Consider the following 25,187-nt stretch of genomic DNA (forward strand, 5'->3'; position numbering starts at 1 on the left):
CACGGTTGACTGACGCACGTCCTCGCTTCCGGGCCTCTCCCCTGGCGGGAGAAGAGGCGAAGCCCGCAAAAGCCGGGTCTTCATCCCCGGGGAGACAGATTTCCTACTCAGGGTCCACGCAGATGGGTTTCAAGGTCGCAATCGCAGGCGCAACCGGCAACGTAGGCCGGGAGATGCTCAACATTCTCGCCGAGCGCCATTTTCCCGCCGATGAGGTCATTCCTCTGGCCTCCAGCCGCTCGATCGGCACCGAGGTGTCCTATGGCGATCGCACGCTGAAGTGCCGCCATCTCGACACTTATGATTTCTCCGACACCGATATCTGCCTGATGTCGGCTGGCGGCACCGTGTCCAAGGAATGGTCGCCGAAGATCGGCGCCCTGGGCTGCGTCGTCATCGATAACTCCTCGGCCTGGCGTTACGATTCCGACGTGCCGCTGATCGTGCCGGAAGTGAACCTCCACGCGTTGTCGGGTTTCACCAAGCGCAACATCATCGCCAATCCGAACTGCTCGACCGCTCAGCTCGTCGTGGCGCTGAAGCCGCTGCATGACGTGGCGAAGATCACGCGCGTGGTGGTGTCGACCTATCAATCGGTGTCGGGCGCCGGCAAGGAAGGGATGGACGAACTGTTCGCCCAGACCCGCGCCGTCTTCGTCTCCGATCAGGTCGAGACCAAGAAGTTCCCCAAGCGCATCGCCTTCAATCTCATTCCGCAGATCGACGTCTTCATGGAGGACGGCTACACCAAGGAAGAGTGGAAGATGATGGCGGAGACCAAGAAGATCCTCGATCCGAAGATCAAGCTCGTCGCCACCTGCGTGCGCGTGCCGGTGTTTATCTCGCATTCGGAATCGGTGAATGTCGAATTCGAACGGCCGATCACCGCCGACGAAGCGCGCGACATCCTGCGTGATGCGCCGGGCTGTCTGGTCATCGATAAGCACGAGCCGGGTGGTTACATCACCCCGCACGAAGCGGCCGGCGAAGATGCCACCTACATTTCGCGCATCCGCGAGGACGCGACCGTGGAGAACGGCCTCGCCTTCTGGTGCGTCTCCGACAATCTGCGCAAGGGCGCGGCGCTCAATGCGGTGCAGATCGCCGAAGCGCTGATCGGGCAGAAGCTGATCCAGCCGCGTGCCAAGGCTGCCTGAGATATTGACCGCCTGACGTCTGCAGTTTGAACGATCGAGCCCCTGCCGTCCGCGGCGGGGGCTTTTTTGTCAGTTGCGCTGCGAAGCTAACGCATCTTGCGCGGCGGCGCATTTGGCGACATCGTGTGTGCGAATCTTCATCAAGAAGAACAGGAAACGCTCATGTCGATTGCTACAGAACGTAAACGCCGCATTCTCACGACCCATGTGGGCAGCCTCCCGCGCCCCGAAGCCCTCAGCGAATTCATGGCGGCGCAAATGGATGGGCGCACGGTTGATGCGGGAAAATATGCCGCCGCGGTCAGCCATGCGGTGGCCGATTGCGTCGCCTCTCAACTCGAGACCGGGATCGACATCATCAGCGACGGCGAGCAGTCGAAGCCGAGTTTCTACGCCTATGTGCATCAAAGACTTGGTGGCATCCAGCGCCGCACCGGCTCGCCGCAAGGGCGCAGCCATACGAAGGAAATCGACGCCTTTCCCGATTTCTACACCGCCGGCCATTCCGGCACGCAGCCGGCGGGTTTTGAGTGCGTCGGGCCGATGACCTATGCGGGCACCGATCTGTTGAAGATCGATCTCGACAATCTGCGGGCGGCGGTCGCCGGCCGTAATCCGGTCGATGTTTTCATTCCCGCCGCCTCGGTCGCAACCGTCGAAGGCGCGGTGGTCGATCGTCACTATAATAACGAAGAGGCCTATCTCGCAGCGATCATCGAAGCGATGCGCGTTGAATATGAGGCCATTGTCGCCGCCGGTTTCTCGGTGCAGCTCGACGATCCGCGCCTTGCCATGCATTACATGCTCAATCCTCAGATGACGGTTAAGGAGGCGCAGGCGTGGGCGCGTCGCCGGGTCGAGGCGATGAATGAATCGGTGCGCAATATTCCTTCCGACCGCATCCGCCATCACACCTGCTACGGCATCAATATCGGCCCGCGCACCCATGATCTCGAGATGAAGCATCTCACCGACATCATTCTGTCGATCAACGCCGATCATTATTCATTCGAATACGGCAATCCGCGCCATGAACATGAAGCGGGGATCTGGAAAGGCGTGAAGTTGCCGGAAGGCAAGGCGTTGCTGCCCGGCTTCGTCACCCATGCCAGCGTGCTGGTCGAACATCCCGAGCTGGTGGCGCAGCGTATCGTCCGGTTCGCCGATATCGTGGGCAAGGAGCATGTCATCGCTTCGACCGATTGCGGCTTCGCTTCGTCGCCGCGCGCTGTGCCGGAGGTGATCCCGAGCATCGTCACCGCGAAGCTGCAGAGCCTGGTTGAAGGCGCGAAGCTGGCGTCGAAGCATTTGTTTGGGTGAGCTCTATCCGCGACCTTGGTTTCATCCCGGACGCGCTGCAAGCGCGATCCGAAAACCAGGGGCGTGAGGTCGAGGCGAACGAAACGCACGCATCGGATCAAAGCCGCCGCCAATATTGAGGCGGTTGCCCCTGGATACCGGATCACGCTTCGCGTGTCCGGTATGACACCCAGGCTTCGGTGTGGTGATGGCCGTGTCGGTCTGACCCCAAACAACAATGCCCGGCGGAGCCGGGCATTGCGGTGGTCTTGATGGAGAAGCTTACGCCGACTTCTTCAGCTGCGCGACGATGGCGTCGCCCATTTCTGTGGTCGAGACATGGGACGGCGCATTGCCCTTGATGTCGGCGGTGCGCAGGCCGGCTTCGAGCACGTCGGCGATGGCCTTCTCGATCTTGTCGGCCGCGTCGCCGAGGCCGAAGGAATAGCGCAGGCACATGGCCAGCGACGCAATCATGGCGATCGGATTGGCGAGGCCCTTGCCGGCGATGTCGGGCGCCGAGCCGTGCACCGGCTCATAGAGCGCCTTGCGCTTCTTCGTTTTCGGATCGATGTCGCCCAGCGAAGCCGACGGCAGCATGCCGAGCGAGCCGGTCAGCATGGCGGCGATGTCGGACAGCATGTCGCCGAACAGATTGTCGGAGACGATGACGTCGAACTGCTTGGGCCAGCGCACCAGCTGCATGCCGAGGGAATCAGCGAGCTGGTGTTCGAGGGTGACGTCGGCGTAATCGCGCTTGTGCAGGGCGGTGACGACTTCGTTCCACAACACGCCGGACTTCATCACATTGCGCTTCTCGGTCGAGGTCACCTTGTTGCGGCGCTTGCGCGCCAGTTCGAAGGCGACGCGGGAGATGCGCTCGATTTCGTAGGTGTCATAGACCTGTGTGTCGATGCCGCGCTTCTGGCCGTTGCCGAGGTCGATGATCTGCTTGGGTTCGCCGAAATAGACGCCGCCGGTCAATTCGCGCACGATCATGATGTCGAGGTCCTCGACGATCTCGCGCTTCAGTGAGGAGGCATCGGCGAGCGCCGGATAGCAGACCGCCGGGCGCAGGTTGGCATAAAGGCCGAGGTCCTTGCGCAGGCGGAGGAGGCCCGCTTCCGGACGCACGTCATAGGGCACCGCGTCCCACTTCGGGCCGCCGACCGCGCCGAAGATCACGGCGTCGGCCGCATGGGCCATGGCCATATGCTCTTCGCTGATCGACTGGCCGTGGGCGTCATAGGCCGAGCCGCCGACCAGGCCGCGTTCCATATTGAAGCTGGCGACGCCGCTTTCGTCGAGGAAGCGGGCCACTTTCTCCACTTCCGCCATCACTTCCGGGCCGATGCCGTCGCCGGGCAGGAGAAACAGATTGTAGGTGGCCATGAGGGGTCCTCGGTCTGAACGGTTGAATTGCGCGGCTTTGCTACCGGCCTGCCGCTGGAATGGCAAGCGACCCGCTTCACGGGCGGGGCTGATATGCAAAAAGCCGCCACTTAAAGCTTTTTTGAGCGAAGTGGAGGCCGGTTCGCGTGAAGAAAATGCGTCGAAATAGAAAAGGGCTCGGTTCTTAGAACCGAGCCCCTGGGCGGCTTTTCAAGGGCCTGCCTTGGCCTATGCCTGAGATCAGGCGGCCAGCTGGCGGATCACGTACTGCATGATGCCGCCGTGGCGGAAGTATTCGAGCTCGTCGAGGGTGAGGATGCGGCAGTCGACCGGGATCTTCTTTTCCGAACCGTCGGCGAACTTGATCGAGGCTTCCATCTGCTGGCGCGGCTTCAGCTTTTCGCCGAGACCATGCACGGTCACCAGTTCGTCGCCCTTCAGGCCCAGCGTCTGCCAGGAGGTGCCGGCTTCGAAGGTGAGCGGCAGGACGCCCATGCCGACCAGGTTGGAGCGATGGATGCGCTCGTAGCTCTGGGCGATGACCGCGCGCACGCCGAGAAGGCGCGTGCCCTTGGCCGCCCAGTCGCGCGACGAGCCGTTGCCGTATTCCTCACCGGCCATGATGACCAGCGGCACCTGCTCGGCGGCGTATTTCATCGCCGCGTCGTAGATCGACAGCTTTTCGCCCGACGGATAGTGGACGGTGTTGCCACCTTCCAGCACGTTGCCGTCGCTGCCCTTGTTCATGAAGTTCTTGATGCGGATGTTGGCGAAGGTGCCGCGCATCATCACTTCATGGTTGCCGCGGCGGGTGCCGTACTGGTTGAAGTCCTTCTCGCGCACCTGACGCTCGGCCAGCCATTTGCCGGCCGGCGAGGTGAGCTTGATCGAACCGGCCGGAGAAATGTGGTCGGTGGTGATCTTGTCGCCAAACAGCGCCAGGATGCGGGCGTCGACGACGTCGGCGATCGGCGCCGGAGTCATCGTCATGCCTTCGAAGTAAGGCGGGTTCTGCACATAGGTGGACGACATGTTCCACTTATAGGTCTGGCCCACCGGCGCCTTCACCTTGCGCCAGTTGGTGTCGCCCTTGAACACGTCGGCGTAGCGTTCCTTGAAGGTCTTCTTGGTGACGAACTTGCGGATGAAGGTGTCGATTTCCTTGTTCGTCGGCCAGATGTCGCGCAGGTAGACCGGCTCGCCCTTCTTGGTGTGGCCGAGCGGCTCCTTGGTCAGGTCCTTGGTCACGGTACCAGCGATCGCATGGGCGACGACCAGCGGCGGCGAGGCGAGATAGTTCGCCTGCACGTCGGGGCTGACGCGACCTTCGAAGTTGCGGTTGCCGGAGAGAACGGCGGCGGCGACGATGCCGTTCTTGTTGATGCTCTCGGAGATTTCCGGCGCCAGCGGGCCGGAGTTGCCGATGCAGGTGGTGCAGCCGTAACCGATCAGGTTGAAGCCGAGCTTATCGAGATCCTTCTGCAGGCCGGACTTGGCGAGATATTCGCCGACGACCTGGGAACCCGGCGCCAGCGAGGTCTTCACCCACGGCTTGACGGTGAGGCCCTTGGCGGCCGCGTTGCGGGCGAGAAGGCCCGCGCCGATCAGCACGTTCGGGTTCGACGTGTTGGTGCAGGAGGTGATCGCCGCGATCACGACGTCGCCGTGGCCGATGTCGTAGTTCTTGCCGTCGACCTTGTAGCGCGAGGCCATGTCGTCGACCTTGCGGTAGTCGGTGGTCATCGCCGAGGTGAAGCCGGTGCTGACGCCTTCCAGCGGCACGCGGCCTTCGGGGCGCTTCGGGCCGGCCATGGACGGGGTGACGGAGCCGAGATCGAGTTCCAACGTGTCGGTGAACACCGGATCCGGCGTCGCCTTGACGCGGAACATGCCCTGCGACTTGGCATATTTCTCGACCAGCGCGATGCGGGCCGAAGCGCGGCTCGATACCTTCAGATAGTCGATGGTCTCGGCGTCGATCGGGAAGAAGCCGCAGGTCGCGCCGTATTCCGGAGCCATATTGCCGATGGTGGCGCGGTCGGCCAAGGTCAGCGAGTCGAGGCCAGGGCCGTAGAATTCGACGAACTTGCCGACGACGCCCTTCTTACGCAGCATCTGCGTGACGGTGAGCACCAGATCGGTGGCGGTGACGCCTTCCTTCAGCTTGCCGTCGACGCGGAAGCCGATGACCTCAGGCAGCAGCATGGAGAGCGGCTGGCCGAGCATGGCGGCTTCGGCCTCGATGCCGCCGACGCCCCAACCGAGCACCGACAGGCCGTTGACCATGGTGGTGTGCGAATCGGTGCCGACGAGCGAATCCGGATAAGCCAGTTCGACGTTCACGGCTGGGCCGCGTGCCGGCTTGTACTTTTCCTTCTTCGTCCAGACGGTCTGCGACAGATATTCCAGGTTGACCTGGTGGCAGATGCCGGTGCCCGGCGGCACGACGCGGAAGTTGTCGAACGCGCCCTGGCCCCACTTGAGGAAGTTGTAGCGCTCGATGTTGCGCTCATATTCGAGCTCGACGTTCTTCTTGAACGCGCGGGCCGAGCCGAATTCGTCGACGATGACCGAATGGTCGATGACCAGATCGACGGGGATCAGCGGGTTGATCTTCTCGGGGTCGCCACCGAGCTTGGTCATGGCGTCGCGCATGGCGGCCAGATCGACCACGCCGGGCACGCCGGTGAAGTCCTGCATCAGGACGCGCGACGGGCGGAAATTGATTTCGTGTTCTTTTTTGCCTTTGTTCGAGGCCCAGGCGGCGCAGGCGACGATGTCGGCCTTGGTGACGGTGCGTCCGTCTTCGAACCGCAGCAGGTTCTCAAGCACGACCTTCATGGAGAACGGCAGTTTCGAAACGCCCTTCAGCCCGTTCTTCTCGGCATCCTTCAATGAATAATAATGATAAGTCTTGGTGCCAACTGTGAGCTTTTTCCGGCATTTGAAGCTGTCGAGGGAGGTCATTGTATGATCCCGGTTGGAGGTGGGGGGATTGACGGGGCTTATAGATAATTCCTGCGGCGCGCGCTACACGCTGATTGGTTGATTTTTTGTCTCATATCACAAGACCGATCTCATGACGGGCTTAGACTGTTTTGCCTGATTTTTCGCCCTCCCCCGTTTCGCTGCGCGTCGCTGGTCTCGATCTGGTGCGGGGCGAGCAGCATCTGGCCGCTCAATTGACGTTCACGGTCGAGGCCGGCACCGCGCTGGCGGTCGTCGGCGCCAATGGCTCGGGCAAATCGACATTGCTGCGGTGTATCGCCGGCCTGCTGCCGTTCGAGCAGGGCTCGGTCGAAGTGTTGGGCGCAGAAATACCAGGCTCCGGCGATGCGCCGATCGCCGCGCTGTCCCACTATCTGGGACACCAGGAGGCGATGAAGCCGGCGCTGACCGTCGGCGAGAACCTGCGCTTTTGGGCCACCATGCTGCGTCAAGAAGCTGGAAATGCGGGGGCTGGTGAGGCGGCAAGCCAGGGCGAAGACCTCACGCCGGTCGCCGCGCTGGAGCGGTTCGATCTCGCCCATGTGGTTGATACACCGGCCGGATATCTCTCCGCCGGGCAGCGTCGCCGGGCCGCGCTGGCGCGGCTTCTGGTGGTGTCGCGGCCGATCTGGCTGCTCGATGAACCGACGGCGGCGCTCGATGCGGCTTCGGTGAAAAAACTCACCGAAGTCATGGCGGCGCATCTCAACGGCGGCGGTCTGATCGTCGCCGCCACCCATGACCAGCTCGGCATCGCGGTGCACGAACTGCGGTTGGGAGAGGATGCTGGTCCATGATGGCCGCCTGCGGCGCCTTGTTCATGCGCGAGCTGCGCATTGCCCATCGGATCGGTGGTGGGGCGACGATCGGCGTCGTGTTTTTCCTGATCCTCGTGACCATCGTGCCGTTCGCCATCGGCCCCGACCTCAATCTTCTGGCGCGCATAGGGCCGGCGATTCTCTGGATCGCGGCGCTGCTTGCGACCCTGCTCGGCCTCGACCGGCTGTTCCAATCCGATGCCGAGGATGGGTCGCTCGATCTTCTGCGCATGGCTGATCTGCCGCTGGAGCTGATCGTTGCGGTCAAATGCGCGGCGCATTGGGTGGCGACCTGCCTGCCACTTGTCATTGCGGCGCCGCTGTTTGGCGTGATGCTGGCGGTTGACGGGCCGGCGCTGGCGGCGCTGACAGCTACGCTGGCTGCTGGCACGCCGGCTCTTACCTTTGTTGGCGCCATCGGCGCGGCGTTGACGGCGAGCTTGCGGCGCGGCGGTTTGTTGATGGCGGTGATCGTTCTGCCCTTGACCATCCCGGTGCTTATCTTCGGTGTGTCGGCGGCGCAGGCAACGAGCGGCACCGTGCCGTTCTTGTCGCCGTTCCTGATTCTGGTGGCGTTGTCGCTGGCCGCGATTGTTCTGGCGCCTTTCGCAGCAGCGGCGGCGTTGCGCGCCATGGCCCGCTGAATTTGGCGCGCTGAATCTCTGCGACAAGCATCAATCGCGTAGATCAACATTGTTCTGCGCATTGATTGCGCCGGCCTGTGTCCTGCGCCATTGTCCCCGGCAAATCAGTCCGGAGGAACAATGACCAAGCTGAAACTAACTTTTGCCTGCGGCCCCTATGATCGGATGGAGGCGCTGGCGAGCGGCGAAGTGAAGCCGGAGGGGATCGATCTCGACTATCGGGTGATGGACGACCCGCGCGAACTGTTCGACCTGCTGATGTCGAGCGACGATTTCGACATGGCGGAGATGTCGTCGTCGGAATACATCGCCAATACGGTGGCGGGCACCAGCCCGTTCGTGGCGCTGCCGGTGTTTCCTTCCAAGGTCTATCGCCACGGCTTCATCTGTTACAATCGCAAATCCGGCATCAAGACGCCGAAGGATCTGGCCGGCAAGCGTATCGGCGTGCCGCTCTATACGATGAGCGCAGCGCTGTGGTGCCGGGGCATGCTGGAAGATGAATATGGCGTCGATCTCTCCGACGTCACCTGGGTGCAGGGCAATATGCATACGGCCGGCACCCATGGAAATCCGCACGCGCCGCCGCTGCTGCGTCCGCTCAAACTGGAAGTGAACGCCACCGCGTCCTTGAGCCAATTGCTCAGCCGTGGCGAGATCGATGCCACTTTGGGCGCGCTCATCCCCGATACGCTGGGCGTCGATCCGGATGTGGTGCGGCTGTTTCCGAACTTCCGCGATGTCGAGATCGACTATTACAAGCGCACGAAAATTCATCCGATCATGCATCTCGTGGTCATCCGCAAAAGCGTGTTCGAGAAGAACCCCTGGATCGCGCGGCCGCTGTACGAGGCGTTCGAGGCGTCGAAGCGCAGCATGTGGGAGAAATTGCAATATTCCGGTGCGCAGCGCGTCATGCTGCCGTGGCTTTATGCCGAGATCGACACGATCAAACAGACCTTTGGCGACGATCCCTGGCCTTATGGGCTGAAGGCCAATCTGCCGACCCTGACCAAGGCGATCGAATATATGCATCGCGACGCCATGATCGCGCGCAAGCCGACGATGGAAGAATTGTTCGTGGATGTGGGAGCCTGAGCCATGGACGCAATTAAATTGGATGCGATCAAAACCGCCATCCGCGATGTCGTCATCGCCAACCGCATTCTGGCTTATGAGCATGTGCTCGATGCCTATGGCCATGTCAGCATGCGCCATCCGCACGATCCGTCGCGCTATCTGCTGTCGCGCTCGCTCAGCCCCGGCATCGTGACGGAAGCCGATATCATCGAATTCCATCTCGACGGCACGCCGGTGTCGCCGGACGAAAAGCGGCCGCTCTATCTGGAGCGCTTCATCCACGGCGGCGTCTACGAGAAACGTCCCGATGTGATGGCGGTCATCCATTCCCATGCGGAGGATGTGCTGCCCTTCACCATTTCGCGGCGCAAGCTGCGACCGGTGCTGCATGCGGTCGGCAATATGGGCGCGCATGTACCGGTGTGGGATATCGCCGAGAAGTTTGGCGATCGCACCACGTTGCTGGTGACCAATATGGAGCAGGGTCGCGATCTCGCCGGCTGCCTCGACTGCAACCGTATGGCTTTGATGCGTGGCCACGGCTTTGTCTGCACTGGCGTATCGATCCAAGACCTGGTGCGCCTCGCCGTCTATATCCCCAAGAACGCGCGCGTGCAGATGGCGGCGATGCGCATGTGCTTGAGCGATGACGAGAGTGAGATTAGGGCTTTGTCGCAGGGTGAGATCGAGGCGCGGCTGGCGCTTGATCCGAACTCTCCAGCGTTGCTGCGCGGCTGGGAATATTGGGCGCGCGAGGCCGGTTGTGGCGATATGCTGGGCGAACTCTACTAAGAAACGAAAAAACGGAGGGAATAATGACCAAGGATAAGGTGCAGGCGGCGCTGTTGGCGGCTGCCGTTGTGGCGTTCGCGCCGACGGCGCACGGGCAGACGGGCGCTGATTTCTACAAGGGTAAGACGGTGTCCATCCTGATCGGCTTTCCGCCGGGCGGCGGTTACGACGCCAATGCGCGTCTGCTGGCGCGCTATATGGGTCAATATATTCCCGGCGAGCCCACTCTGGTGCCCTCCAATATGCCGGGCGCGGGCTCCCTGGTGGCCGCCAATTACACTTACAATGTCGCGCCGTCCGATGGTTCTGTGTTCACCATGTTCGCGCCCTCGACGGCGATGGAGCCGATCCTCGGCAATAAGACGGCGCGGTTCGACCCGGCGAAATTCTCTTGGCTCGGCTCGATGGCGCAAGAAGTGTCCTATTGCGGCATCTGGCAGGGGCCGGGTGTCGCGACTTCCTGGGATGATGCGATGAAGCAGGAAGTGATCTTCGGTGGTGGCGCCACATCGGCCATTACCTATCAGCATCCGATGGTGCTGAAGAATGTGCTCGGCGCCAAATTGAAGATCGTGCCTGGCTATCCGGGCACGCGCGAGATCAATCTCGCCATGCAGCGCGGCGAAGTGCATGGCTCCTGCGGGCTCTACGTCTCCTCGATTGCCACGCAGTGGAGCCGGGAAGTCGCCAACGGCCAGTTGAAGCTGGTGTTGCAGATGGGCTCGAAGACGACCGACCGCTACGGCAAAGTGCCGAGCGTCTTCGACTATGCCAAGACCGAGGAGCAGAAGCAGATCCTCGACGTGCATTTCGGCCAATTGCTGCTGTCGCGCCCCTTCGCCGCGCCGCCGAACGTGCCAGCCGACCGGCTGGCAGTCCTGCGCTCCGCCTTTATGGCGACGATGAAGGACAAGGGGTTCCTGGCGGAAGCGGAAAAGGCCGGGCTCGATGTCGATCCGGCGACCGGCGACGAAATCCAGGCGATCCTGGCGAAGTTCGCCAGCTTTCCGCCGGATGTGCTGAGCAAGGCCGATGCGGCGATGGGGCGGTAGGTTCTGCTCAATCTACGTGTCATCCCGGACGCGCTAAAAGCGCGATCCGGGACCCAGGGGCAACAGACGAAATGCTGTTCGTTGAAGGCGTTCTCGGTTGCAATCCGAGATTCATCCACACGCCCCTGGGTCCCGGATCACTTGCTGCGCAAGTGTCCGGGATGACACCGAGGGCTTCGGTAACCTCTCAGCCCCAGACCGCGAAACCCATGCCGCAGCCGGTGCCGGCGAGCGAGCGGTAGCAGGGCACATAGTCCTGCCACTGGGTGTCGAGATGTTCGCAGGCGCCCGCCACCGCCAGCCAGTTGCGCACTTCCGACGTGCCGGAATTGAGCTTGTTCATCGGGATGGCGCGCAGCCAATCCGCGTTCTTGTTGCGGAAGGCTTCGAGCAGAGCGAGATCGAGCTCCTCATTGACGGTAAAATGGCTGAGGCCGCCGGAGGCGAGAATGCCGACGCGGCGCTCTTCCGGCCAGGCTTTCACTGCGGCGGCGATGGCGCGGCCCAGATCATAGCAGCGCCGTGGGCGTGGCTGGTTCGGCGGAAAGTAGGTGTTGAGCGCGATCGGCACGATCGGCACGATTTCCTGCGGCATCAGCCGCTGGTGCACGAAGCCGAAGGCATGACCTTCGCCATGTTCCTTGCCGAGGCGCTTGGCATGGCTGATGTCGAAATCCGCATCCATCAACGCATTGGTCAGATGGCGGGCCAGCGCGGCATCGACCGGATATTCGATCGAGCCATTGGTGACGTGATATTGCTGGCGGGCCGTGCGCCACCATTGCGGCGCATCCTCATCCATATGCAGCGGATTGTTGAGGATGGTCTCGCCGGAATAGATCAGGATCGACGGCATGTTGTCGTCGAAGAACTGTTCGTTCTGATCGTCGCCGACGATGATCAGCGCATCAAGTTCACGGTGCTGGATGATACCAGCCAGCTTCTCGATATTGGCGGTGCAGCGCGCGGCGCGCTCTTCCATCACCTGCGGGGTGATCTGCGCGGCAAGCGTCGGGCCGGCCAGTTCGACGAGCTCGCCGAAGCTGCGCGGATTGCCGTCGCGATCAAGCAGCTTGCGGCCGCTTTGGTCGATCTCGGCGTGTTTCGGATAATCTTCGGCCGGGGTTGCCAGCATCGGCGAATGGGACGTGCCGATGCCCAATACGATCTGTGCCACGGTGTTCTCCTTTTCTTTTTCGTTATCGCTTCAATCAGCGCGGCAAAATCTGGAATAGTTCTTTTGTCTGGGCTTCGGTCAGCGGAGCGGCGATGTATTTGTAGGTCACCGCGTCGGGCATGATCTCGTTGAGGCCGACAATCTTGTCCGGATCGATCGCCGATTTGGCGAAGAACTCGTCGCGGGTGCGCGTGGCGACCGCTTCCGACACGCCGACGAATTCAGCATAGGTTTTCAGCATGGCCGGATCGTCGTACATGCGGTCGATGGTCTCGCGATAGGCTTTCATGAAACGTTCGAGCTGCGGTTTCTTGCTCTGCAGGGTCTGCGCATGCACGTCGAGCAGGCGCACGGTCTGGCCTTTGAACGCGGTGTCGTTGCCGGTGGCGATGACGCGGATTCTCTTCTGGTCGATGAAGTCGAGGCCAGAGGGCGGCGCCGACCAGCCCATGTCGACCTGACCGGACATCACCTGCGTCAGCGTGGTCGACGGGCTGCCCGTCGCGACGGGCCGTGCCTTCAGCTTCATCTCGTTGAGGAAGGCGGTGACGATGCCGTGGGTCGAGGAGCCGTTGGTCGAATAGGCGATGGTGCGGCCATCCATGTCCTTCATGGTTTTGACCGGTGAATCCTCGCGCACATACCAGAACAGATCGCCAGCGCCGGTCGATTGCGCGCCGATGACGCGGATGGGCGCGCCTTTCGAGAAAGCGCCGAGCGTGCCCATGATGCCAGCGGCAACGCCAACGTCGACGGAATTCGACAGCACCGCTTGAATGGTTTCGCCGCTGCCCTGAGTCCAGAGGATTTCAAGTTCAAGGCCGTGTTTCTTGAAGATGCCGGCGCGCTGGCCGATTTCAGCCACGGCGGAATCCCAATTGCCGCGCTGGCCCACCGCCAGTTTCAGCTTGTCTTGCGCGATGGCGGGCACAGCCGCCAAGGCCATGGCAAGTATCAGTCCGGCACGGATCAGCTTCGAGGCCGTCATTAGGGTTCCCTCCGAAAATATTATGGCGCGGGCCATCAGTAATGACCCGCGCCATAGCAAGAAAGATCAAGGGCAGCAATCGTTGTTGCCGCGTCGAGATGATGATGAATTCAGATCAAATCGATCATGATAGACGATCGGTTTGATGTTTCTTTGTTTAGCGCGGCGGAATCTGGATCAGTTCCTTAAGCTGCGCCTCGGTCAGCGGCGCGGTGATATATTTGAAGTTGACCGCGTCGGGCATGATCTCGTTGAGGCCGACAACTTTGTCCGGATCGATCGACGCGGGCGGAAAGAACTGGTCGCGCGTGCGCTTGGCCACCTGTTCGGGTATGCCGACGAAATCGGCATAAATCTTCAGCGCCGCTGGATCCTTGTACATCATGTCGATGGTTTCGCGGTAAGCCTTCATGTAGCGCTCGATCGCCGCTTTCTTGCCTTGCAGCGCCGTCGCATTGGTGATGACGAGCCGCACGGTCTGACCTTTGAAGGCGGTGTCATTGCCTGTGGCGATGATGCGGATCTTGTTCTGGTCGAGCAGGTCAAGGCCGAAAGGCGGCGCCGACCAGCCGATGTCGATCTGGCCGGACATGACCTGCGTCAAAGTTGCGGAAGGTCCGCCGGTGCCCGTCGGTGTCGCCTTGATGCCGAGGTCCTTGATGAAAGCCGTCACCACGCCATGGGTCGAAGAGCCGTTGGTGGAATAGGAGATGGTTTTGCCGGCGGCATCCTTGAGCGACTTGATCGGCGAATCCGCTTTCACATACCAGAACAGGTCGCCGGCGCCCGTGGTCTCGGCGCCGATGATGCGCACCGGCGCGTTCTTGGAAAAGGCGCTGAGCGTGCCCATGATGCCGGCGCCGATGCCGATGTCGGCCGAGCCGCCGATGACCGCCTGCTGGGTCTCGCCGCCACCCTGGGTGTAGAGCAGTTCCAAGACGAGATTGTGCTTTTTGAAGATGCCGGCGCGCTGGCCGATTTCGGAGACCGAGGTGTCCCAATTGCCGCGCTGTCCGACCGCCAAGAGCAGTTTGTCCTGGGCCAGGGCTTGGCCGGCGATGAAAAGGGAAGCCGCAGCGAGCGCCAGTTTCCAACCTGTTTGGCGCGAAACCCTCGAAATCGTCATTTGTCCCTCCCAAATATCGGTGATGTGGCGGCCTCTACGGGTGTTGCCCATCCGATAATAGGCAGCGATATCAAGAAACCTTAGGGTCGGCAAACAAATGATCCAATCGGTGTAGTTTGCGGTGTAATTTGATCGCCCTGTGACCGGCCGGCGCGTTGCCATGGGGCCTCAAGAGCAATAGACGTTTCGCGATGCTGAAATATGCCAATCCAGCCAATTTCCTCTGGCTTGCCGACCGCTTGATCCCCTGGCTCGGTGCGGCCGCCGCCGCAGTGCTGGCGGTTGGGCTCTATCTGGCTTTCTTCGTCGCGCCGGCGGACTATCAGCAGGGCGAAACGGTGCGGATCATGTTCATTCATGTGCCGGCCGCCTGGCTGTCGATGTTCTGCTATGGGCTGATGGCGCTGTCGGCGCTCGGCACCCTGGTCTGGCGTCATCCGCTGGCCGACGCGGCGCAGCAGGCGGCAGCACCCTTGGGCGCGGCTTTCACCTTCGTCTGCCTCGTTACCGGCTCGCTGTGGGGCAAGCCGATGTGGGGGACGTGGTGGGTCTGGGATGCCAGGCTGACCTCGGTGCTGGTGCTGTTCATCATCTATCTTGGCCTCATCGCCTTATGGCGCACCATCGAGGAACCGGCGCTGGCCGGCCGCGCCGCGGCGATCCTGACCCTGGTCGGCTGCGTCAATCTGCCGATCATCAAATTCTCGGTCGATTGGTGGAACACGCTGCATCAGCCGGCGTCGGTGTTTCGCCTCGGCGGCCCCACCATTCATCCTTCCATGCTGTGGCCGCTGCTGCTGATGGCGTTGGGGGGAACCTTGCTGTTCCTCACCCTGCATCTGATGGCGACACGCAATGAGGTGCTGCGGCGCCGACTGCGGCGGCTGACCATTGTCGCGGCGCAGCGTGGCGAGCGCGCGCCGCTGGCGGCGGGGGAGGCGGTCTGATGGGCGAGCACGCGGGCTATATCGTCGCTGCCTATGGCATCACCGTCGTCGTCATTCTTGGCGTCATCGGTTGGACGACGTTTGACTATGCGCGGTTGAAGCGCGCCTTGCAGCGCTTTCCGACGCGCGGCGATACGGACGGTGGCGCATGACCGATCAGGCCAAATCCGAAACCGGTCAGTCTTCACGCCGGCTTTTGACGCTGATCCCGCTTGCCGCCTTTCTGGCGCTGGCGTTGCTGTTCTTCTTCCGCCTCGGTGCCGGCGATGCCTCGCGTGTGCCGTCGGCCTTGATCGGCAAGCAGGTGCCGGCCTTCTCCCTGCCGCCGGTCGAAGGCACGAACCGCCCCGGCTTCAGCGATGCGGATCTGCGCCAAGGACATGTTTCAATCGTCAATATTTTCGCCAGCTGGTGCGTGCCGTGTCGCGACGAGCATCCGCTGCTGAGCCAGCTCGCCGCCGATGCAGCGTTGAGCGCCAAAGGCGTGCGCCTGATCGGCCTCAACTACAAGGACGAGCCGGTCAATGCGGCGCGCTTCCTGAACGAGCTGGGCAATCCCTATGCGCTGATCGGCAGCGACAAGCCGGGCCGGGCGGCGATCGATTGGGGTGTCTATGGGGTGCCGGAGACTTTCGTCGTCAAGGGCGACGGCACGATCGCCTTCAAAGTGGTAGGGCCGCTGAGTGAGACGAGCCTGCGCACCGTGCTGCTGCCGGAAATCGAGAAGGCGCTGCGCTAGCTTCTCAGGATTTGCCGCGATCTTCGTGTCATCCCGGACGCCGCAGGCGATCCGGGATCCAGAGCGCGTGGCAGGGGCTCAAATCTTGCTGCGGCACAGCTCTTTCTGAAGCATCAGGACAAGCAGCACTCGTCAAATGCCCCTGGATCCCGGATCACGCTCCGCGTGTCCGGGATGACACAAAGGCTTCGGTCTTTACTCCGCGTCCGGGTTCTTGACCTCGTACTTGAGGATCAACGGCACCTGAGACAGGGCGAAGATGATGGTCAGCGGCATAATGCCGAACACTTTGAAGCTCACCCAAAAGTCCGTCGTCTGCGTGCGCCAGACGATTTCGTTCAGCGCGGCCAGCACAAAGAAGAACAGGCCCCAGCGGACGGTGAGCTTGCGCCAGCCTTCCTCCGTCAGATGCATCACGGAATCGAGAACGACCGGCAGCAGCAGTTTGCCGAAGGCCAGCGAGCCGAGCAGCACCGCGCCGAAGATGGCGTTGACGATCGTCGGCTTCAGTTTGATGAACAGATCATCGTGAAACAGGAAGGTCAGCACGCCAAAGAAGACGACGGCGATGCAGGTGACGACGGGCATCACCGGCAGGCGTTTGGTCAGCCGCCAGGAGATGAGCAGCGAGACGACGACGCTGATCATGAGAACAAGCGTGGCGGCGAAAATGCCGGCCTTCTCGCCTTCGAGCAGTGACGCGGGCATGATCGGTTCAAGCAACGGGCGGAACAGCGCCGGGCGCGAATTGGCCAGGAAGAACAGAACCAGTGGCCCCATTTCGAGGGCCAGTTTCAGCATCGGGTTCTGTTTCGGTGCGGCGGTGCGCGCGGCGATGGTGGGTTCGGTGCTCATCAAAAGTCCTGTTGCATCATTCGTCGAGCCCGGCGATGGCGCGGGCGAAATCATTGGCGGTGAAAGGTTCGAGATCATCCATCTGTTCGCCGACGCCGATGAAATGCACCGGCAGGCGGAATTTTTCGGCGATGGCGACGAGAATGCCACCGCGTGCCGTGCCGTCGAGCTTGGTCATCACCAGACCGGTGACGCCGGCCTTCTGGCCGAAGATCTCCACCTGCGACATGGCGTTTTGGCCGACGGTGGCGTCGAGCACCAGCAGCACCGCGTGGGGTGCTTGCGCATCGACCTTCTTCATCACGCGGACGATCTTTTCCAGCTCGGCCATCAGTTCGGCGCGGTTCTGCAATCGGCCCGCCGTATCCATGATCAGCACGTCGGCATTTTCGGCGCGCGCCTGTTCGATGGCCTCGTAGGCGAGGCTCGCGGCATCCGATCCCTGCGCGCGGGCGACGACGCTGGCGCCGATGCGTGAGCCCCAGATCTTGAGCTGTTCGATGGCGGCGGCGCGGAAGGTGTCGCCGGCGGCGAGCATCACCTTGTGGCCTTCGGCGGCGAGCTTGCCGGAGAGCTTACCGATCGTCGTCGTCTTGCCGGAACCGTTGACGCCGACGACGAGGATGACGAAGGGCTTATGCGTCGTATCGATCTCAAGCGGCTTGGCGACCGGCGCCAGCACGCTTTCGATCTCGCTCGCCATGATGGTGCGCACTTCCTCCGGCGAAATTTCCTTATCGTAGCGGCCTTTGCCGACAGCTTCGGCGATGCGGCCGGCCATGGTGACGCCGAGATCGGCCTGGATCAGCGCGTCTTCCAGCTCCTCCAGCGTGTCGCTGCCGAGCTTCCGCTTGGTGAAAATGTCGCCGATGCTCTGGCCGAGCGCCGAGGAAGAGCGCGACAGGCCCTGTTTGAGCCGTTGCCACCACGATTTCTTCTCGGATTTTTCCTCGGGCTTTTTTTCCTCGTTCTTTTCGGCAACCGGGGTTTCAGCGGCGCGTTCGTCGACAGCGGTGTTGGCTGGCGCGGCCTCGCGCCCGAACAGGCGGCCGAAAAAGCCCGGTTTCTTCTGTTCTTCGTCCGACATCATCGCCTTCTATTGCGAACGGACTACGATATTCGCAGGCCGCTCCAAATATAAGATTGATCACGTTTATGACTTTTGATCGGTACGATCCAAGGTCATCGCGATCTTTGCGGGCTTGACGGGCCCGCGCCGCGCCTCGATAGCCTGTTCTCCATGACGCCGGAAGAACTTAATCAACGCCTTCTCTATCGCGACGGGCTGATGCTCGTGATCGACAAACCGTTCGGCATCGCCGTGCATAAGGGCCCGAAAGGCGGCGAAAATCTGGAGGCCTATTTCGACGCGCTGCGCTTCGGCCTGCCGCGCTCACCAGCGCTCGCCCATCGGCTGGACCGCGATACGGCCGGCTGCCTGGTCCTGGGGCGCCACCATAAAGCTCTGGAAAAACTAGGAAAACTGTTCAAACACGGGCAGATCGACAAGCGCTATTGGGCGGTTGTCGAGGACGGTCCGACAGAGGCGCAAGGGCTGATCGATTTGCCGCTCGGACGGCTCGACGCGACGCGCGGTTGGTGGATGAAGGTCGACCCGCTGGGCCTGCCGTCGCAGACCCGCTGGCAGGTGCTGGGGCGGGGCGTTGACGAAGAGGGCAAGGCGCTGACCTGGCTCGAGCTTGAGCCTTTGACCGGGCGCACCCACCAGTTGCGGGTGCACTGCGCCTCCATGGGCTGGGCGATTGTCGGTGACCCGGTCTATGGCTCGGCCGCGCCGGGCACGGGACCTGGCCTGCAATTGCTGGCGCGCGAGGTCAGCGTGCCGCTCTACAAGAACAAGGATCCGATCACGGTGACGGCGCCGCCGCCGGCCCATATGCGGGTCCGACTCGCCGCCTGCGGGTGGAGCGAAACGGCTGAAAACGCTGCTTAAACCAGCAGCAGCGCGCCGTCGTGGCCGGTGATGGTGGCCTCGACAATCTGGCCGTGAGCCGCCTCGCCGATGCGCACCGGCGTGAAATCCTCGGCGCGGCCGATGCCGCCGCGTTCTCCCAGCACGTTCAGTGTGCGGCCGATCTGGCTGTCGAGATGCAGGCGCAGGCGTTCCTCGCCTTTGGCGCGCAGCCGTGCGGCGCGTTCGCGGATGATGTTGCCGTCGACGGGGGGCATGCGCGCCGCCGGCGTGCCGGGGCGCGGTGAAAATGGAAAGACATGCAGGTGGGTGAGGCTGCAATCGTCGACCAGATCGAGCGAGCGCTGGAACATCGCCTCGGTCTCGGTCGGGAAACCGGCGATGATGTCGCACCCGAAGATCATGTCCGGCCGAGCCGCCTTGATGTCGGCGCAGAAGCGGATGGCGTCGTCGCGCAGGTGGCGCCGCTTCATGCGCTTGAGGATCATGTCGTCGCCGGCCTGCAGCGACAGATGCAGATGCGGCATGAATCTTTTGTCGCCGGCGATGACATCGAGCAGCGCCGCATCGGCTTCGATACAGTCGATCGACGACAGGCGCAGACGTTCGAGACCTTGCACATGGCGCAGGATATGTTGCACCAGGCGGCCAAGTGACGGCTTGCCCGGCAGGTCATCGCCATAGGAGGTGATGTCGACGCCGGTGAGCACCGCTTCGCGATAGCCGTTGCCGACAAGGCGGCGGATTTGCTCCACCACATCGCCCATGGGCGCCGAGCGCGACGGGCCGCGGCCATAGGGAATGATGCAGAAGGTGCAGCGGTGATCGCAGCCGTTCTGGATTTCGACAAAAGCGCGGGTGTGGCCCTCGATCGCATCGACGTCGCCACTGGCGACGAAGTGATGCGCCGTTTCCGGCAGCGCCATGATGTCGTTGACGCGGGCCTTTGCCGTTGCCGCAATGCCGAAATCGAGCGCTGTTCGAAGTTCGGTCCAAGTTGCTGGCTTGGTTTTGTCGCCGTTGCCGATCACGCGCGTCACTTCCGGCATGGCGGCGAAAGTGGCGCTGTCGATCTGCGCGGCACAGCCGGTGACGACAATCTGCGCGTCTGGCCGTTCGCGGCGCGTGCGGCGGATCGCCTGACGTGCCTGGCGCACAGCTTCGTTCGTCACCGCGCAGGTGTTGAACACCACGACATCGCGATGGCCGGCTGATGTGGCGGCGCGGCGGATCGCTTCGGATTCGATGGTGTTGAGGCGGCAGCCGAAGGTGACGACATCGACTTCATGGTCGTGTCGTACCGGCGCGTTCATACGGTGGCCTGCGCGAACAGGGCAGGATCGAAGTTGCCTTCGAATTCCAGCTCGACATCGCCGGTCATCAACACATGGTCGTCGTCGCGCCAGGTGATGACGAGGTCGCCGCCGGGGAGCGACACGGTGGCGCTACGGCCGGTGAGGCCGTTGCGGGCGGCGCAGACGAGGGTGGCGCAGGCGGCCGACCCACAGGCCTGGGTGATGCCGGCGCCGCGCTCCCAGACGCGCAGGCGGATGTGATCGCGGCTGACGACTTCGGCAAAGGAGATATTGGCGCGGGCGGGGAACAGCGGATGGTGCTCAAGCTGCGGGCCGAGGCCGGCGACGTCGATCGCGGCGACATCCCGCACCCAGAAGATGGCGTGCGGATTGCCCATGCTGGCGGCGGAGAAGGGGCCGAGCGCTTGGATTTCAGGGGTAGCGTCGGGGACGGCCACCACCCGGGTGTCCTCGACGGGGTCGCGCAGCGGGATGTCGCGCCAGCCGAGCCGGGGCGGGCCCATGTCGACGGTGAAATTGCGCTCGGCGTTGCGGCGAATATCCAGCTGGCCGGCGCTGGTTTCGAGCCGTAGCCGATCGCGGTCGCTGCCGCGCGTCAGCGCCCAGGCGACGCAGCGGGTGCCATTGCCGCAGGAGGCGGATTCCGACCCGTCATTGTTGAAAATGGTCATGAAAGCGTCGGCGCCGGAGGCGCGCGGATCGCCCAGTACCATCAGCTGGTCGTAGGCCAGGCCCTCGCCCCGGGCGATGGCGCGCGCATCCTGCGGCCGCACCGCAAGGCCGGTGCCGCGCAGGTCAAGAACGACGATCTCGTTGCCGATGCCGTTCATCTTCAGAAATGGGCGGTGCGCGAGCGGATTCATGGTAGATTTGCGGGGTTCCGGACGGATTTTCTCGCGCTCTATATAGGATCGCGGGGGCGGAGGCCAAATTATGTGCGGGACGAGCGGCCAGCATTGACATAGCTGTCTTGGATTCGCCGTAAGGTTACACTGCAATCAACGAATCGCGCGCCCTTCGGAGCGACCATGAACGTGCCTCAGACCCGGTCCCTTTTCCGCATGCCGCATTTCGGCTCGCCTTTGAGCTTGGCGGTGGCAGCACTGCTGTTGATTGTCGCGCCGGCCATGGCGCAGGCGCCGACCCCAGCGCCCCCGACCTTGGCGCCCCCGGCCGCGTCGCCCGCCGCACCTGCGGCGTCGCCGACTGTCCCGGCCTCGCCCCCGGCAGCGCAGGCCACGCCCGCACCCGCTGCCCCCCTGGCCGCCGGCGCGGACAAGCCTTCAGGCGATGCCTCCTCGGTTAAAGCGATCGAAATGGCGGCGCGCCCGGCCCTGACCTTCTCCGGCAAGGCGGATTGGGACACTGGCTATCAGACGATCATGGCAACGATCGCCAAATTGCGCGCTGAAGCAAAGCGGGCGGGCCTGACGGTGACAGGCTACCCGCTGACCGTGTTCCGCTCGACCGACGATGTCGGGTTTCGCTTCGATGCGATGCTGCTCGTCGATCCGGCGCCAACCGATCCGCAGCTCGGCGCTGATTTCAAGATCATGCAGACGCCGTCAGGCAAGGCGGTGAAGTTCGAGCATCGCTCGTCTTATGAAGAGATCGAATCGACCTATGAGGCGATCACCGCCTGGCTCGACGAAAAGGGCCTGGATTCCCGCGATCTGTTCATCGAGGAATATCTCAACGAAGGCAAAGGCGCCGATGACACCGACCTGCAGGTCGATATCTATGTCTTCGTGAAGTAGGCCGCCGATCCTCTAGACCACTGCCAATTGCAGCACTTCGCCTGGCCGTTTCGTTTGAAACAGCGATGCCGCGATGCCTTCGCGCTCCAGCGCGGCGGTGAGGCGGCGCGGCGGTTCGTCGATCGCCTCATCGGTCAGTTGAAACGTGCCCCAATGGTGCGCCAACGCCCGTTCCGCGCCGCACATCTGCAAAATGCTCACCGCCTCGTCTGGATCGATATGCTGGTCGCGCATGAACCAGCGCGGCTCATAGGCGCCGATGGGCAGGATGGCGAGGCGGAAGCCGCCGTGTTTCTCCCGCGCCTGGCGGAAGATGGCGCCATCGCCCAGAGCCGTGTCGGCGATATGGTAGATATTGCCGGACGGCGTCTCGATGACGAAAGCGCTCCACAACGCCATGCGTCGGTCGAACAGGCCGCGCGCCGACCAGTGATAGGCCGGCTCGAAATGCACGAAGACGCCGCGCCCGATCTCGACACGCGCATCCCAATCGAAGGCTTCGGCGCGAATTGAATTGTCATGACCGCGCATGATCACGTCATTGCCGAGCGGCGTCAGAAAGCGCGTGCGCGGATTGCCCGCCAGCGCCGTCAGGGTGGCGAGATCGAGATGGTCGTAATGGTTGTGGGAGACCAGAACCGCGTCGAGTGGCGGCAGATCGGCGAGCGCGATGCCGGGCGCGTTGACCCGTTTCGGGCCGGCGAAGCCAAAGGGGCTGGCGCGCTGCGACCACACTGGATCGATCAGAATATTGACGCCGTGGGTTTGGATCAGCAGCGTCGCATGGCCGACGTAGGAGACACGCAGATCGGCATCGTCGACCCGTGCCGGCGGTTTGTCGCGCGCCGGGCTTGGAAAGCTCTCGGGCCATTTCTGCCGGTTTCCGGCGAATTGCCATTTCAGCAAATCGCTCGTCGCCTTGTCGCGGGTGATGCCGGGAATATGAAACCGCAGGCCGTCGAAATGGTCGCTGACCGGGCCGTTGTAATAGGGATTGCGCAAGCTGGCGTATCCGGCATAGCCGGCGCCGCCGAGAAGAGGCAGGCCGAGCAGGGTGAGGAGGCGACGGCGGTTCATGGCTCGCAGGACTTCATAGTTCGAAGGACTTTTCGCGTGAAGGACTTGGGAGAGAAACGGCTGTTCGTCAAGGTGATGGGTTCATGTGGGGGTTCTCACGCCCTTTCGCCAGCTGGGTTGAGCCGCTAAGGTTCCGCGCGTCTAAGGGGTTTTGTTTTGACGCGTCTTTGTAGCGTTTGATGTAACCATCAAACTGCAAAACGCTATGGAGAGAGGGCGAGGAAACATGAAGTTCGGCATTTTCGACCATATCGACATGGCCGGTGATCGGTCGCTGGCGACGCAGTATGACGAGCGCCTGACCTTCGCGCAGGCGGCCGACGAAGCCGGCTTTTATTGCCTGCATATTGCCGAACACCATGCGTCGCCCCTCAACACCGTGCCGGTGCCCGGTATTTGGCTCGGCGCTTTGGCGCGGGTCACCAAGCGCATGCGGCTGGGGCCGCTGGTCTATCTGTTGCCGCTTTATTCGCCGCTGCGGCTCGCCGAGGAGATCTGCATTCTCGATCATCTGAGCAAAGGACGGCTGGACGTCGGCGTCGGGCGCGGCGTATCGCCGTTCGAGCTAGCCTATCACAAGATCAAGCACGATGATTCGCGCGATATTTTCGCCGATGCCTATAAGGCCCTGAACACGGCGCTGACCAGCGAACTGTTCAACTATGAGAGCGAGCGCTACAGCTACAAGAACGTGCCGATGCCACTGCGGCCGTTGCAGCAGCCGACGCCGCCCATGTGGTATGGCTCGTCGAACGCCACGGGTTCAGCCTGGGCTGGCGATCACGGGCTGCACTTTGCCTCGAATGGGTCGACCGAGCGGGCCAAGGGCAATATCGAAGTCTTCCGCGAACATTTCGCCAAGCATGGCGAGCCGGCGCATCCCAAGCCTGAGTTCGACGGCGGTGTCGTCATTGGCGTTGGCCGGCAGATTGTGGTCGCTGAAACAGAGGCGGAAGCTTTGCGCATCGCCAAGCCGGCGGCCGAGCATCATCACGCCAATCTCACCTATCTTCTGCGCGTGCACGCCAATGACGAAGCGGCGAAACGTTTCAATGTGCCGGTGCGCGCCGGCCTTGAGGAACAGATCGCCGACGGCAGCATGATCGTTGGGACACCGGCAACGGTGGCGGAGAAGATCGCCGAACAGGTCGAGACCATGGGTCTCAATTACATGATGGCCTATCTGTTCTTCGGCACGATGCAGCTGTCCGACGCATTGCGCTCGCTCGAACTGTTCCGCTCCGAAGTGATGCCGAAATTCGCCAAACGCTAGCCGGGGCGACGCTCGATTCGTGATCTTGCGTTGACGGCAGCGTCGTCAACGCAGTTCAGCCATCGATGGTGCGCACGTGAACGAAGCACGAGCGCGTGAACGCGATGCTGTGTTGTTTCACGAAGCTGCGAGCACAGCGGCTCTCGCACTTTCATCGTTTAAGCGCAAAGCCCTTGTCTCGCATGGCTTAAGCCATGGATGCATCTCACAGCGACATTACGGCCCGTTCACGCTTGTGGCGTGATGGCCAAGGTTGCGCCAGATTGCGCGCGCAATTGCAGCGCAACTCGACACCCGTGGGAGACATTCGATTGACGTTGATCGTCGATCACCCCGTGGAGCACGATCATGTTAAACTTGAACCGTAAGCGTCTCATTCCCGTTATGGCCGTTGCTGCCTTGCTGGGCGGCTTGGCTTCGGCGCCGGCCTCGGCGGCCGCGCGGCATCATCAGACGGATCAGTCGCAGAACTATCAGGCGATGCAACCGGACGAGGTTGAAGCGCCGTTGACGGCATCGCCGACCATCATGCGTGACAGCGAATCGGGTGGTGGTTGCTATCCGACGCGGATCCAGGAAGAGGTTGTTGGTCACGGTCTGCAATGGGTGCCGGAACTGACCTGCCCCTATGAATAGCCGCTGACGAACACGTGTCGCAAAACGGCGAGAGCAATCTCGCCGTTTTCCATAGGCGACGGCCGTTGCCTGTTTGCTATGCATTTCTTGCGTTTTGAAAGTGTCACGAACGCGTGACTATGGCAGTGGGTTGTCTCACGA

Annotated in this window: 24 protein-coding genes; 14 read left to right on the forward strand and 10 right to left on the reverse strand. The window is 62.4% G+C overall.

Annotated features, from left to right (window positions below; genetic code table 11):
- The first annotated feature begins 122 nt into the window (after positions 1 to 122).
- Both BLW50_RS22305 and BLW50_RS22310 read left to right on the forward strand, forming a co-directional pair.
- Positions 123 to 1,157 carry an aspartate-semialdehyde dehydrogenase gene (locus tag BLW50_RS22305; RefSeq protein ID WP_090706748.1) on the forward strand — a complete coding sequence of 345 codons (1,035 nt, stop codon included), beginning with the start codon at positions 123 to 125 and terminating at the stop codon, positions 1,155 to 1,157.
- 162 nt (positions 1,158 to 1,319) lie between these two features.
- On the forward strand, positions 1,320 to 2,477 hold the full coding sequence (locus BLW50_RS22310) for a cobalamin-independent methionine synthase II family protein (protein ID WP_139267707.1): 1,158 nt from the start codon (positions 1,320 to 1,322) through the stop codon (positions 2,475 to 2,477).
- Between the two features lie 261 nt (positions 2,478 to 2,738).
- On the opposite strand, the gene leuB is transcribed toward BLW50_RS22310, so the two are convergent.
- Positions 2,739 to 3,848 (reverse strand): 3-isopropylmalate dehydrogenase, encoded by a 1,110-nt coding sequence (gene leuB, locus BLW50_RS22315; RefSeq protein WP_090706753.1) that lies wholly within the window; start codon positions 3,846 to 3,848, stop codon positions 2,739 to 2,741.
- A gap of 240 nt (positions 3,849 to 4,088) precedes the next feature.
- Positions 4,089 to 6,815, reverse strand: coding sequence for an aconitate hydratase AcnA (acnA, locus tag BLW50_RS22320; protein ID WP_090706756.1), 2,727 nt, complete (start codon positions 6,813 to 6,815; stop codon positions 4,089 to 4,091).
- Positions 6,816 to 6,976: 161 nt separating this feature from the next.
- Here acnA and ccmA point away from each other — a divergent pair, with 161 nt between their 5' ends.
- From ccmA to BLW50_RS22345, 5 genes are all read left to right on the forward strand, one after another.
- On the forward strand, positions 6,977 to 7,633 hold the full coding sequence (ccmA, locus tag BLW50_RS22325) for a heme ABC exporter ATP-binding protein CcmA (protein ID WP_090709534.1): 657 nt from the start codon (positions 6,977 to 6,979) through the stop codon (positions 7,631 to 7,633).
- The gene (ccmB, locus tag BLW50_RS22330; protein WP_090706758.1) at positions 7,630 to 8,298 is read left to right on the forward strand and encodes a heme exporter protein CcmB; all 669 of its coding nucleotides are present in this window, start codon (positions 7,630 to 7,632) and stop codon (positions 8,296 to 8,298) included. Before ccmA ends, ccmB begins: the two co-directional genes overlap by 4 nt.
- Before the next feature lie 120 nt (positions 8,299 to 8,418).
- A complete protein-coding gene (locus BLW50_RS22335; RefSeq protein ID WP_090706760.1) occupies positions 8,419 to 9,396 on the forward strand; it encodes an ABC transporter substrate-binding protein in 978 nt (325 codons plus the stop codon).
- A gap of 3 nt (positions 9,397 to 9,399) precedes the next feature.
- Positions 9,400 to 10,170 carry a class II aldolase/adducin family protein gene (locus BLW50_RS22340; RefSeq protein WP_090706762.1) on the forward strand — a complete coding sequence of 257 codons (771 nt, stop codon included), beginning with the start codon at positions 9,400 to 9,402 and terminating at the stop codon, positions 10,168 to 10,170.
- 23 nt (positions 10,171 to 10,193) lie between these two features.
- Positions 10,194 to 11,222, forward strand: coding sequence for a Bug family tripartite tricarboxylate transporter substrate binding protein (locus tag BLW50_RS22345; RefSeq protein ID WP_090706766.1), 1,029 nt, complete (start codon positions 10,194 to 10,196; stop codon positions 11,220 to 11,222).
- Between the two features lie 187 nt (positions 11,223 to 11,409).
- On the opposite strand, the gene BLW50_RS22350 is transcribed toward BLW50_RS22345, so the two are convergent.
- The 3 genes from BLW50_RS22350 to BLW50_RS22360 form a co-directional block, all read right to left on the reverse strand.
- Complete coding sequence (locus BLW50_RS22350; protein WP_210186113.1) at positions 11,410 to 12,399, reverse strand: DODA-type extradiol aromatic ring-opening family dioxygenase; 990 nt, start codon at positions 12,397 to 12,399, stop codon at positions 11,410 to 11,412.
- 34 nt (positions 12,400 to 12,433) lie between these two features.
- The gene (locus BLW50_RS22355) at positions 12,434 to 13,387 is read right to left on the reverse strand and encodes an ABC transporter substrate-binding protein (protein WP_090706767.1); all 954 of its coding nucleotides are present in this window, start codon (positions 13,385 to 13,387) and stop codon (positions 12,434 to 12,436) included.
- Between the two features lie 157 nt (positions 13,388 to 13,544).
- Entirely contained in the window at positions 13,545 to 14,513 is a 969-nt protein-coding gene (locus BLW50_RS22360; RefSeq protein WP_090706769.1) for an ABC transporter substrate-binding protein, read from the reverse strand.
- A gap of 191 nt (positions 14,514 to 14,704) precedes the next feature.
- Here BLW50_RS22360 and BLW50_RS22365 point away from each other — a divergent pair, with 191 nt between their 5' ends.
- Genes BLW50_RS22365 through BLW50_RS22375 form a run of 3 tightly spaced genes read left to right on the forward strand, consistent with a single transcriptional unit; the run spans position 14,705 to position 16,199 of the window.
- Positions 14,705 to 15,460: a heme ABC transporter permease gene (locus BLW50_RS22365; protein WP_090706772.1), complete on the forward strand. Its 756-nt coding sequence runs from the start codon at positions 14,705 to 14,707 to the stop codon at positions 15,458 to 15,460.
- Positions 15,460 to 15,612 carry a heme exporter protein CcmD gene (gene ccmD, locus BLW50_RS22370; protein WP_090706775.1) on the forward strand — a complete coding sequence of 51 codons (153 nt, stop codon included), beginning with the start codon at positions 15,460 to 15,462 and terminating at the stop codon, positions 15,610 to 15,612. Before BLW50_RS22365 ends, ccmD begins: the two co-directional genes overlap by 1 nt.
- Entirely contained in the window at positions 15,609 to 16,199 is a 591-nt protein-coding gene (locus tag BLW50_RS22375; RefSeq protein ID WP_090706778.1) for a DsbE family thiol:disulfide interchange protein, read from the forward strand. Before ccmD ends, BLW50_RS22375 begins: the two co-directional genes overlap by 4 nt.
- A gap of 195 nt (positions 16,200 to 16,394) precedes the next feature.
- Here BLW50_RS22375 and BLW50_RS22380 read toward each other — a convergent pair whose 3' ends face one another.
- Complete coding sequence (locus tag BLW50_RS22380; protein ID WP_090709538.1) at positions 16,395 to 17,054, reverse strand: septation protein A; 660 nt, start codon at positions 17,052 to 17,054, stop codon at positions 16,395 to 16,397.
- Between the two features lie 16 nt (positions 17,055 to 17,070).
- A complete protein-coding gene (gene ftsY, locus BLW50_RS22385) occupies positions 17,071 to 18,144 on the reverse strand; it encodes a signal recognition particle-docking protein FtsY (RefSeq protein WP_090706781.1) in 1,074 nt (357 codons plus the stop codon).
- A gap of 150 nt (positions 18,145 to 18,294) precedes the next feature.
- On the opposite strand from ftsY, the gene BLW50_RS22390 reads away from it, so the two are divergent.
- On the forward strand, positions 18,295 to 19,008 hold the full coding sequence (locus BLW50_RS22390; protein WP_090709540.1) for an RluA family pseudouridine synthase: 714 nt from the start codon (positions 18,295 to 18,297) through the stop codon (positions 19,006 to 19,008).
- Here the strand turns inward: BLW50_RS22390 and mtaB are convergent.
- Both mtaB and dapF read right to left on the reverse strand, forming a co-directional pair.
- Entirely contained in the window at positions 19,005 to 20,300 is a 1,296-nt protein-coding gene (gene mtaB, locus BLW50_RS22395; protein WP_090706784.1) for a tRNA (N(6)-L-threonylcarbamoyladenosine(37)-C(2))-methylthiotransferase MtaB, read from the reverse strand. The two genes, BLW50_RS22390 and mtaB, sit on opposite strands and share 4 nt — an antisense overlap.
- Positions 20,297 to 21,166 (reverse strand): diaminopimelate epimerase, encoded by an 870-nt coding sequence (dapF, locus tag BLW50_RS22400; protein WP_090706786.1) that lies wholly within the window; start codon positions 21,164 to 21,166, stop codon positions 20,297 to 20,299. Before dapF ends, mtaB begins: the two co-directional genes overlap by 4 nt.
- Positions 21,167 to 21,331: 165 nt before the next feature.
- Here dapF and BLW50_RS30765 point away from each other — a divergent pair, with 165 nt between their 5' ends.
- On the forward strand, positions 21,332 to 22,060 hold the full coding sequence (locus BLW50_RS30765) for a GyrI-like domain-containing protein (protein WP_170850295.1): 729 nt from the start codon (positions 21,332 to 21,334) through the stop codon (positions 22,058 to 22,060).
- Between the two features lie 12 nt (positions 22,061 to 22,072).
- Here the strand turns inward: BLW50_RS30765 and BLW50_RS22415 are convergent, their stop codons facing one another.
- Positions 22,073 to 23,137 carry an MBL fold metallo-hydrolase gene (locus tag BLW50_RS22415; RefSeq protein ID WP_090706795.1) on the reverse strand — a complete coding sequence of 355 codons (1,065 nt, stop codon included), beginning with the start codon at positions 23,135 to 23,137 and terminating at the stop codon, positions 22,073 to 22,075.
- A gap of 226 nt (positions 23,138 to 23,363) precedes the next feature.
- Between BLW50_RS22415 and BLW50_RS22420 the strand changes: the two genes are divergently transcribed.
- Entirely contained in the window at positions 23,364 to 24,410 is a 1,047-nt protein-coding gene (locus BLW50_RS22420) for an LLM class flavin-dependent oxidoreductase (RefSeq protein WP_170850296.1), read from the forward strand.
- A 348-nt stretch (positions 24,411 to 24,758) separates the two neighbouring features.
- Complete coding sequence (locus BLW50_RS22425; RefSeq protein WP_139267708.1) at positions 24,759 to 25,046, forward strand: hypothetical protein; 288 nt, start codon at positions 24,759 to 24,761, stop codon at positions 25,044 to 25,046.
- The last annotated feature ends 141 nt before the right edge of the window (positions 25,047 to 25,187 follow it).

This window comes from Beijerinckia sp. 28-YEA-48, assembly GCF_900104955.1.
Classification (GTDB): domain Bacteria; phylum Pseudomonadota; class Alphaproteobacteria; order Rhizobiales; family Beijerinckiaceae; genus Terripilifer.

Coding starts and splice junctions, on each gene's coding strand:
- BLW50_RS22305 (WP_090706748.1), top strand. CDS start 123: ATGGGTTTCAAGGTCGCAATCGCAGGCGCAACCGGCAACGTAGGCCGG.
- BLW50_RS22310 (WP_139267707.1), top strand. CDS start 1,320: ATGTCGATTGCTACAGAACGTAAACGCCGCATTCTCACGACCCATGTG.
- leuB (WP_090706753.1), bottom strand. CDS start 3,848: ATGGCCACCTACAATCTGTTTCTCCTGCCCGGCGACGGCATCGGCCCG.
- acnA (WP_090706756.1), bottom strand. CDS start 6,815: ATGACCTCCCTCGACAGCTTCAAATGCCGGAAAAAGCTCACAGTTGGC.
- ccmB (WP_090706758.1), top strand. CDS start 7,630: ATGATGGCCGCCTGCGGCGCCTTGTTCATGCGCGAGCTGCGCATTGCC.
- BLW50_RS22335 (WP_090706760.1), top strand. CDS start 8,419: ATGACCAAGCTGAAACTAACTTTTGCCTGCGGCCCCTATGATCGGATG.
- BLW50_RS22340 (WP_090706762.1), top strand. CDS start 9,400: ATGGACGCAATTAAATTGGATGCGATCAAAACCGCCATCCGCGATGTC.
- BLW50_RS22345 (WP_090706766.1), top strand. CDS start 10,194: ATGACCAAGGATAAGGTGCAGGCGGCGCTGTTGGCGGCTGCCGTTGTG.
- BLW50_RS22355 (WP_090706767.1), bottom strand. CDS start 13,387: ATGACGGCCTCGAAGCTGATCCGTGCCGGACTGATACTTGCCATGGCC.
- BLW50_RS22360 (WP_090706769.1), bottom strand. CDS start 14,513: ATGACGATTTCGAGGGTTTCGCGCCAAACAGGTTGGAAACTGGCGCTC.
- BLW50_RS22365 (WP_090706772.1), top strand. CDS start 14,705: ATGCTGAAATATGCCAATCCAGCCAATTTCCTCTGGCTTGCCGACCGC.
- ccmD (WP_090706775.1), top strand. CDS start 15,460: ATGGGCGAGCACGCGGGCTATATCGTCGCTGCCTATGGCATCACCGTC.
- BLW50_RS22375 (WP_090706778.1), top strand. CDS start 15,609: ATGACCGATCAGGCCAAATCCGAAACCGGTCAGTCTTCACGCCGGCTT.
- BLW50_RS22380 (WP_090709538.1), bottom strand. CDS start 17,054: ATGAGCACCGAACCCACCATCGCCGCGCGCACCGCCGCACCGAAACAG.
- ftsY (WP_090706781.1), bottom strand. CDS start 18,144: ATGATGTCGGACGAAGAACAGAAGAAACCGGGCTTTTTCGGCCGCCTG.
- BLW50_RS22390 (WP_090709540.1), top strand. CDS start 18,295: ATGACGCCGGAAGAACTTAATCAACGCCTTCTCTATCGCGACGGGCTG.
- mtaB (WP_090706784.1), bottom strand. CDS start 20,300: ATGAACGCGCCGGTACGACACGACCATGAAGTCGATGTCGTCACCTTC.
- dapF (WP_090706786.1), bottom strand. CDS start 21,166: ATGAATCCGCTCGCGCACCGCCCATTTCTGAAGATGAACGGCATCGGC.
- BLW50_RS30765 (WP_170850295.1), top strand. CDS start 21,332: ATGAACGTGCCTCAGACCCGGTCCCTTTTCCGCATGCCGCATTTCGGC.
- BLW50_RS22415 (WP_090706795.1), bottom strand. CDS start 23,137: ATGAACCGCCGTCGCCTCCTCACCCTGCTCGGCCTGCCTCTTCTCGGC.
- BLW50_RS22420 (WP_170850296.1), top strand. CDS start 23,364: ATGAAGTTCGGCATTTTCGACCATATCGACATGGCCGGTGATCGGTCG.
- BLW50_RS22425 (WP_139267708.1), top strand. CDS start 24,759: ATGTTAAACTTGAACCGTAAGCGTCTCATTCCCGTTATGGCCGTTGCT.